Here is a 7,884-nt window from a genome sequence, read left to right as displayed (position 1 = left end):
CGCTTACCGAGGCACTGCTGAAAGGTCGCAAGGCGAGGAAATAGCGACCCGCGGGCCTGGCTGGCGCAATCCGGCCAGCAAATTTCGCGTGGCAAACGTGGCGGGGCGAAAACAACTGTGTTAATGGCGCGGCAAATGCAAGTCGCCCAAAATTGTGCAGCGGTTTTGGGACAACGGCTTGCATAAATTAAAATTGCCCCCGAACCTTGAGGATTTCAGGCCATGGCAACAGCAGCGGCAGTGTCGAACAAGTTCGAATCCTTCTTCGAAACCACGCTGGCCGACGCCGATCCGGAGATTTTCGGGGCCATCCGCAACGAACTCGGCCGCCAGCGCCACGAGATCGAACTGATCGCCTCGGAAAACATTGTTTCCCGCGCCGTGCTTGAAGCGCAGGGCTCGATCATGACCAACAAATATGCCGAGGGCTATCCCGGCAAGCGCTATTATGGCGGCTGCCAGTTCGTCGACGTGGCCGAGGAACTGGCCATCGAGCGCGCCAAGAAGCTGTTCGGCTGCAACTTCGCCAACGTCCAGCCGAATTCCGGCAGCCAGATGAACCAGGCGGTGTTCCTGGCGCTTTTGCAGCCGGGCGACACGTTCATGGGCCTCGACCTCAATTCCGGCGGCCATCTGACCCACGGTTCGCCGGTCAACATGAGCGGCAAATGGTTCAAGGTCGTCTCCTATGGCGTGCGCCAGGACGACCATCTGCTCGACATGGATGCCATCGAGAAGACCGCGCATGAGACCAAGCCGAAGCTGATCCTGGCCGGCGGCACCGCCTATTCGCGCGTCTGGGACTGGAAGCGGTTTCGCGAGATCGCCGACGCGGTCGGCGCTTATCTGATGGTCGACATGGCGCACATCGCCGGCCTGGTCGCCGGCGGCGTGCATCCGTCGCCGCTGCCGCACGCCCATGTCGTGACCACCACGACGCACAAGTCGCTGCGCGGCCCGCGCGGCGGCATGATCCTGTGCAATGACGAGGACATCGCCAAGAAGATGAATTCGGCGGTGTTCCCCGGCCTGCAGGGCGGTCCGCTGATGCATGTCATCGCTGCCAAGGCTGTCGCTTTCGGCGAAGCGCTGAAGCCGAGTTTCAAGGTCTATGCCGAGAGCGTTGCCGCCAACGCCAAGGCGCTGGCCTCCAGCCTCAAGGAGACTGGTCTCGACATCGTCTCCGGCGGCACCGACAACCATCTCATGCTGGTGGACCTCAGGCCCAAGAACGCCACCGGCAAGCGCGCCGAGGCGGCGCTCGGCCGCGCCAACATCACCTGCAACAAGAACGGCATTCCGTTCGACCCGGAAAAGCCTTTCGTCACCTCGGGCGTGCGTCTCGGCACCCCGGCCGGCACCACGCGCGGCTTCGGCCAGGCCGAATTCCGCGAGATCGGCAAGCTGATCGCCGAAGTGCTGGACGGTCTCAAGGTTGCGAATTCCGACGAGGGCAATGCCGCTGTCGAAGCTGCGGTCAAGGCCAAGGTCGTGGCGCTGACCGATCGCTTCCCGCTCTATCCCTATCTCGGCTGACGCGATAGGAAGGCTTACCGCCTGCTGCAACGACAAGCGTCGTTTCAGCAGGCCGGGGCGACCGGCAGGAGCCTTGATGATGCGACCATTTCGTTTCGCCGACCTTGGTGCCGTTGGCGCTCTGGCCGCTTTGATCGCCGTGCCTTTCCCCGCCGCCTTGGCGAAAACCGCCTCTGCTCAACCAGCGCCTGCGCAACCCGCACCTCAGGCCGAGCCGGCGGCGCCCGCCCAGGTGGCACCCAAGCTCGAAACGTTCGGCAGATGGTCGACCCTGGTCGACGAGGTCGACACCGGTGAGGATCTGCGCAAGACCTGCGCTGCCTCGACCGCCTTTATCGGCGCGGGCGGCGTGCCCGGTACCTTGACGCTCGTCATCACGAACGGCGATGCACTGCCGCCGGATGCCTACCCCTCCATAACCATCGCCGTCGACAACAAGGGTCTGCCGGCCGGCAAGTCGATTGCCGCCACCATCGGCGACGACAAGGGCCGTGTCGCCGCCAAACTCCATTCCGATGGCGCCGTCAACGGCCGGCTCAGCTGGACCGTGGACAATCAGGCCAAGATCAGCCTGGCGCTCTTGCGCGCCATGCGCCGGGCATCGGTGCTTGATGTCTCCTTTGGCGACGCGCCTGTTGGAAGCATATCCATGGACGGCTTCACCAAGGCCTATCGCAGCCTCGGTGCATCGTGCGGATTCCCGACCGCCGACGTAGCTCCCTGAAGACATCGGTACGCGGTGCGGCTGCCTGGCGAGGCTGGCAATCCTGCTTGCGCCTCGCTATCTCTGAAGGGCGTGGGGCTGTTGGCGACACTTTGCCATCGCTGCAAAAACCTCTAAGCCTTTCGCTTCACCAGATTCGCCAACCAAAGGCTTCTCCATGCGCTGTCCCTATTGCCAGTCAGAAGATACGCAGGTGAAGGATTCGCGCCCCGCAGAGGATGGCGCGGCGATCCGCAGGCGGCGTGTCTGCCCCGATTGCGGCGGTCGCTTCACCACCTTCGAGCGCGTGCAGTTGCGCGACCTCGTCGTGGTCAAGAAATCGGGCCGCAAAGTGCCCTTCGACCGCGACAAGCTGCTGCGTTCGGTGGAGATCGCCGTGCGCAAGCGCAATGTCGATCCCGAGCGCATCGACCGCGCGGTGACCGGCATCGTGCGCCAGCTCGAAAGTTCCGGCGAGACGGAGGTTGCTTCGGGAGAAGTCGGCCGGCTGGTCATGGAAGCGCTGAAGTCGCTCGACGATGTCGCCTATGTCCGCTTTGCCTCGGTCTACCGCAATTTTCGCGAGGCCAAGGATTTCCATGAATTGCTGGGCGAGCTCAAGGGCGACGAAATCAAGGGTGAAGAGGAAGCCAGCTGAGCATGACTGCAAGCGAACAGGCCGCCCTTGATCGCCGCTTCATGGCGGCGGCACTCAGACTGTCGCGAAAAAATTCGGGGCGCACCGCGACCAACCCGTCCGTCGGCACGCTGATCGTACGCGATGACGGCAACGGTCCGATGATCGTCGGCACCGGCGTCACCGCTGTCGGCGGCCGCCCGCATGCCGAGACCGAGGCCCTGGCCGAGGCCGGCGAGCTCGCGCGCGGCGCCACCGCTTACGTCACGCTGGAGCCTTGCGCCCATCACGGCCGCACGCCGCCTTGCGCCAATGCGCTGGTCAATGCCGGTGTCGCGCGCGTCGTCGGTGCGGCCAGCGATCCCGATTCGCGCGTGTCCGGCAAGGGCTACGCGATCCTGCGTGCCGCCGGTGTCGAGGTGGTCGAGAAGGTGTTGGCCGAGCAAGCCTCCGAGCAGATGGCCGGCTATTTGATTCGTTCGTTGAGAAAACGCCCGGAAGTGATTCTCAAGCTTGCGCTTTCCAGCGACGGCAAGATCGGCAGGGAAGGCGGTGGGCAGGTGTCGATCACCGGAGATATCGCGCGCCGCGAAGTGTATCTGATGCGCGCCGAGGCGGATGGCATACTGGTTGGTATCGGCACGGCCCTTGAGGACGATCCGGCCCTGACGGTGCGTTTGCCGGGGCTGGAGAACCGTTCGCCTGCCCGCATCGTGCTCGACCGCCAGATCCGGTTGCCGGAGGCCTCGAAGCTGGTTTCGGGCGTCGACCGGGTGCCGCTCTATATCGCCGCCTGCCTGGAGGCCGATCCGCTGCGGCGCGCAGCACTCGAACGCGCCGGCGTCCGCTTCATCGGCACCGAGACCCATGAAGGCGGCGTCGCGCTGCCGGAACTGCTCGAGGATCTGGCCGCGCTCGGCATGGCCAGCGTGCTGGTCGAGGGCGGCGCCAAGGTGGCGAGCGCTTTCCTGGCCGACGAACTGGTCGACCGCATCGTGCTGTTCCAGGGACCGGAAGCGATCGGCGATGACGGCATTGCATCGCCTGTTGACGCTGACCATATCCCGGCAGGTTTTCGCAAGCTGCGCGAGATGCGCTTTGGCGAAGACAGTTACGCCGAGTGGATAAGAGATTTTTAGGGATCAACACCGATGTTCACCGGAATTGTCACCGATGTCGGCACTGTCGCTTCCGTCAAACCGCTCAGGCAAGGGGTGGGTTTGCGCATCGACACAGCCTATGACCCGCGGACCATTGCCATCGGTGCCTCAATCTCCTGCGGCGGCGTCTGCCTGACGGTTACGGCCTTGCCCGACAGCGGCTCGAATGCGCGCTGGTTCGAGGTTGAAGCATGGGAGGAAGCCTTGCGGCTGACCACGGCCTCGGGCTGGAAATCCGGCACCAAGGTCAATCTGGAGCGGGCGCTGAAGATCGGCGACGAACTCGGCGGCCACATCGTTTCGGGCCATGTCGACGGCATGGCCGAGATCGTCGAGCGCAAGGATGAGGGCGACGCCGTGCGCTTCACGCTGGAGGCGCCGCGCGACCTGGCGAAGTTCATTGCGCCAAAAGGCTCGGTCGCGCTCGACGGCACCTCGCTCACCGTCAACAAGCTCGAAGGCACGCGCTTCGACGTGCTTTTGATCCACCATTCGCTGACCGTGACCACCTGGGGTGAGCGCAAAGTCGGCGACCGCGTCAATCTCGAGATCGACACCATGGCCCGCTACGCGGCGCGGCTGGTGGAGGCGACGAAAGAGGGGCTGTGATGACCAAGGACAGGGTGAATTCCACGCAGGAAGACAAGTTGATGCGTGAGGAGCGGGCCGATGTGAACACCGAAGGGCACTCGCAGCTCGATCTGTCTGTCAACGACAGCAGAGTCTTCGTTGAAGCCTTGATCAATCCACGATCGGTGAACGATCGTCTGCGCGATACGGTGCGTCGCTACCGTCACGTTACAGGCTCCTGAATACTGGAAACCCAACAAGTTCTGCCGACCGTCGGCGTCGTGGACAATCTTCCGCTTGCGATGAACCCGGCTTCGGCCTAAGTCACCGGCAACTCCCCGGAGACTTTTATGGCTGGCACATCCCAACACGGCAAAGCCTTCATTCGTCCGAAGGCGAAGGCGCATCTGCTCATTGTCGAAGCGCGCTTTCACGACGACCTTGCCGACGCGCTGCTCGACGGCGCGACAAGCGCGCTCGATGAAGCGGGCGCGACTTACGATGTCGTCACCGTTCCAGGTTCGCTCGAGATCCCCGCAGTGATCTCCTTTGCACTGGACGGCGCGACGGGAGGCGGCACACATTATGACGGCTTTGTCGCGCTCGGCACCGTCGTCCGCGGCGACACCTATCATTTCGACATTGTCGCCAATGAATCCAGCCGCGCGCTCATGGATTTGAGCGTGCAGGACTCGGTCTGCATCGGCAATGGCATCCTCACCACCGAGAATGACGCCCAGGCCTGGACTCGCGCCAAACGCTCGGAAGGCGACAAGGGCGGCTTTGCCGCGCGTGCGGCCCTGACCATGATTGCCCTCAAGGAACAACTGGGAGCGCGATCGTGAGCGAACCCGCTTCGCCCGGCCAGCCCGCGGTGCGCCACGCCAACAAGCGCGGCGCTGCCCGTCTTGCCGCCGTGCAGGCGCTCTATCAGATGGATGTCGCCGGCAGTGGCGTCTTCGAGATCACCGCCGAATACGAGGCCTTTCGTCTCGGCAAGGAAGTCGACGGAGCGCTCTATCGCGAGGCCGATGCGCAATGGTTTCGCGCCATCCTGGCGGGTGTCGTCGAGAACCAGAAGACCATCGATCCGATCATCCGCCAGGCGCTGACCGAGGACTGGCCGCTGTCGCGGCTCGATTCGACGCTGCGCGCCATTCTGCGTGCCGGCGTCTACGAGTTGATGAAGCGCGAGGATGTCCCCGTCGCGGTCATCGTCTCCGAATATGTCGACATCGCCAAGGCCTTCTACGAGGAAGACGAGCCGAAGCTGGTCAATGCCGTGCTCGACCGTGTGTCTCGCCGGGTGCGTGGCGAGGGGCGGGGCAAGGACGCATCATGACGGCAATCGCCGTCGAGGCAGGCAGGGAGGCGCGCCGCACGGCGCTGATCCTGGCCGCCTCGCAGGCGATCATCGGCTCGGCCGCTCCCATCGCCATCTCCGTGGGCGCGCTGGCCGGGCAATATCTGCTTGGCCCCGACAAATCATTGGCGACAGCGCCGGTCACCGGCTTCAACATCGGCGTGGCGCTCGGCGCGCTGCCTGCAGCGGCCATCATCCGCAGCATGGGCCAGCGCGGCGGCTTCATGACCGGAACGATCGTCACGGCGCTTGGCGGCCTCGTCGCCACGCTTGCGCTTTTTCAAGGCAGCTTCTGGCTGTTTGCCTTTGGCTTGCTCACGATCGGTGTCGGCGGCGCCTTCGTCCAGCAGTTCCGCTTCGCCGCTGCCGACAACGCACCGCCGGAATTCAAGGCGCGTGCCATCTCATTCGTGCTGGCCGGCGGCATCGTCACCGCCATCCTTGGGCCGCAGATCGTCATCTTCACCCGCGAATTGCTGGCGCCGGTCATGTTTGCCGGTTCCTTCATCTCCATCCTGCCGCTGGCCGCCGTCGGCGCTATCATCCTGTCGTTCCTGCGGCTGCCGGCGAAAGCATCCGGCAAGGTGGAGATCGCCGACAGCGACGCCAGGCCACTGGCTGAAATCGTCACGCAGCCGCGTTTCGTCGCCGCGCTTTTCTGCGCGGTCGGCAGCTATGCGCTGATGAGCTTCGTCATGACGGGCGCACCGCTGGCCATGGTCGGTTGCGGCCTGTCGGAGAACGACGCGACGCTCGGCATCTCCTGGCACGTCATGGCGATGTTCGCGCCAAGCTTCTTCACCGGCTCGCTGATCCATCGCTTCGGCGCCGAACGCATTGTGGCCACCGGCCTGATCCTGCTCATCGGCTGCGCCATTGTCGCTCTGTCGGGCCTGGCGCTGTGGCAGTTCTGGACGTCGCTGATCCTGCTAGGCCTTGGCTGGAACTTCGGCTTCATCGGCGCGACCGCGATGGTGGCCGCCACCTACAGGCCGTCGGAAAAGGGCAAGGTGCAAGGCTTCCACGACTTCGTCCTGTTCGGCTCCGTCGCCTGCGCCTCGCTGATGTCGGGCATGGTCTACAACGCCTGGGGCTGGGAGATGCTGAACTGGATAGTCTTTCCGGTTACCGTCCTGTGCTTCGTGGCGCTCGGCGCGCTCAAGCTGACGAGCTTGCGCAAAGCCGAAGCCTGATCCATCCGCCGTTTCACCTGACACGGCGCTGTCAGCACGATGTCGGCCGAATTTACCGCTTCGGAACAAAAATATTGCGTCTGTACCTATTGTTATGAAACCGTGTACCCCGACTGGCCGTTGAAGCCATGCTCATATGCGGTCACCGCGTTTCGGTTCATAGCAAGGGGTTTCACAATGTTTTCAGTCAAGTTTCTGGCCGGCGCGGCATTGGCGCTCGGCATCACGGTGGCTTCCGCCAATGCCCAGGTGGTTGTCTCTTCGAAGATCGACACAGAGGGCGGCGTGCTGGGTAACATCATCCAGCTCGTGCTCAACGCCAACAACATCAAGACATCGGACCGTATCCAGCTCGGTGGCACGCCGGTGGTGCGCAAGGCGATCACCGCCGGCGAGATCGACATCTATCCCGAATACACCGGCAACGCCGCTTTCTTCTTCGAAAAGGCCGACGACCCGGTCTGGAAAGACGCCGCCAAGGCCTATGAAACGGCCAAGAAGCTCGACTACGACGCCAACAAGATCGTCTGGCTGTCGCCGTCGCCCGCAAACAACACCTGGGCGATCGCGCTTCGCAAGGAAGTCGCCGAGACCAACAAGCTCGCCACGCTTACCGACTTCGGCAAATATGTCGCGGGCGGCGGTCAGGTGGTGCTGGCGGCTTCCGCCGAGTTCGTCAATTCGGCGGCCGCACTTCCGGCTTTCCAGACCACCTATGGCTT

10 protein-coding genes are annotated in these 7,884 nt (G+C 63.7%); all 10 read left to right on the top strand.

Features of this window, described 5'->3' with window-relative positions:
• Positions 1-222 precede the first annotated feature (222 nt).
• Positions 223-1,536 (top strand): serine hydroxymethyltransferase, encoded by a 1,314-nt coding sequence (gene glyA / locus EN893_RS10930; protein WP_013532252.1) that lies wholly within the window; start codon positions 223-225, stop codon positions 1,534-1,536.
• Positions 1,537-1,612: 76 nt separating this feature from the next.
• Entirely contained in the window at positions 1,613-2,260 is a 648-nt protein-coding gene (locus EN893_RS10925; protein ID WP_127271308.1) for a hypothetical protein, read from the top strand.
• 157 nt (positions 2,261-2,417) lie between these two features.
• Entirely contained in the window at positions 2,418-2,897 is a 480-nt protein-coding gene (nrdR, locus tag EN893_RS10920) for a transcriptional regulator NrdR (RefSeq protein WP_023810227.1), read from the top strand.
• A 2-nt stretch (positions 2,898-2,899) separates the two neighbouring features.
• Positions 2,900-4,015, top strand: coding sequence for a bifunctional diaminohydroxyphosphoribosylaminopyrimidine deaminase/5-amino-6-(5-phosphoribosylamino)uracil reductase RibD (gene ribD / locus EN893_RS10915; RefSeq protein WP_127272670.1), 1,116 nt, complete (start codon positions 2,900-2,902; stop codon positions 4,013-4,015).
• Positions 4,016-4,027: 12 nt separating this feature from the next.
• Positions 4,028-4,645, top strand: coding sequence for a riboflavin synthase (locus EN893_RS10910; protein WP_127270991.1), 618 nt, complete (start codon positions 4,028-4,030; stop codon positions 4,643-4,645).
• On the top strand, positions 4,645-4,848 hold the full coding sequence (locus EN893_RS10905) for a DUF1778 domain-containing protein (RefSeq protein WP_127270989.1): 204 nt from the start codon (positions 4,645-4,647) through the stop codon (positions 4,846-4,848). Before EN893_RS10910 ends, EN893_RS10905 begins: the two co-directional genes overlap by 1 nt.
• Positions 4,849-4,956: 108 nt before the next feature.
• Positions 4,957-5,451: a 6,7-dimethyl-8-ribityllumazine synthase gene (gene ribH / locus EN893_RS10900; RefSeq protein ID WP_127270987.1), complete on the top strand. Its 495-nt coding sequence runs from the start codon at positions 4,957-4,959 to the stop codon at positions 5,449-5,451.
• Complete coding sequence (nusB, locus tag EN893_RS10895) at positions 5,448-5,948, top strand: transcription antitermination factor NusB (protein ID WP_023798402.1); 501 nt, start codon at positions 5,448-5,450, stop codon at positions 5,946-5,948. Before ribH ends, nusB begins: the two co-directional genes overlap by 4 nt.
• The gene (locus EN893_RS10890) at positions 5,945-7,162 is read left to right on the top strand and encodes an MFS transporter (RefSeq protein ID WP_127373081.1); all 1,218 of its coding nucleotides are present in this window, start codon (positions 5,945-5,947) and stop codon (positions 7,160-7,162) included. Before nusB ends, EN893_RS10890 begins: the two co-directional genes overlap by 4 nt.
• Before the next feature lie 177 nt (positions 7,163-7,339).
• Positions 7,340-7,884 (top strand): glycine betaine ABC transporter substrate-binding protein (locus tag EN893_RS10885; RefSeq protein WP_281062476.1); only part of this gene is annotated, 545 nt, incomplete at its 3' end.

Source organism: Mesorhizobium sp. M7A.F.Ca.CA.004.04.2.1 (genome assembly GCF_004022825.1).
In the GTDB taxonomy this organism is placed as follows: Bacteria; Pseudomonadota; Alphaproteobacteria; order Rhizobiales; family Rhizobiaceae; genus Mesorhizobium.
Note: the sequence above shows the minus strand (reverse complement) of the source record. Positions and strands in the feature narration are given on the sequence as shown.

Bases quoted from the DNA above. Each gene is read 5' to 3' on its own strand.
- glyA (WP_013532252.1), top strand. From the start codon at position 223: ATGGCAACAGCAGCGGCAGTGTCGAACAAGTTCGAATCCTTCTTCGAA.
- EN893_RS10925 (WP_127271308.1), top strand. From the start codon at position 1,613: ATGATGCGACCATTTCGTTTCGCCGACCTTGGTGCCGTTGGCGCTCTG.
- nrdR (WP_023810227.1), top strand. From the start codon at position 2,418: ATGCGCTGTCCCTATTGCCAGTCAGAAGATACGCAGGTGAAGGATTCG.
- ribD (WP_127272670.1), top strand. From the start codon at position 2,900: ATGACTGCAAGCGAACAGGCCGCCCTTGATCGCCGCTTCATGGCGGCG.
- EN893_RS10910 (WP_127270991.1), top strand. From the start codon at position 4,028: ATGTTCACCGGAATTGTCACCGATGTCGGCACTGTCGCTTCCGTCAAA.
- EN893_RS10905 (WP_127270989.1), top strand. From the start codon at position 4,645: ATGACCAAGGACAGGGTGAATTCCACGCAGGAAGACAAGTTGATGCGT.
- ribH (WP_127270987.1), top strand. From the start codon at position 4,957: ATGGCTGGCACATCCCAACACGGCAAAGCCTTCATTCGTCCGAAGGCG.
- EN893_RS10890 (WP_127373081.1), top strand. From the start codon at position 5,945: ATGACGGCAATCGCCGTCGAGGCAGGCAGGGAGGCGCGCCGCACGGCG.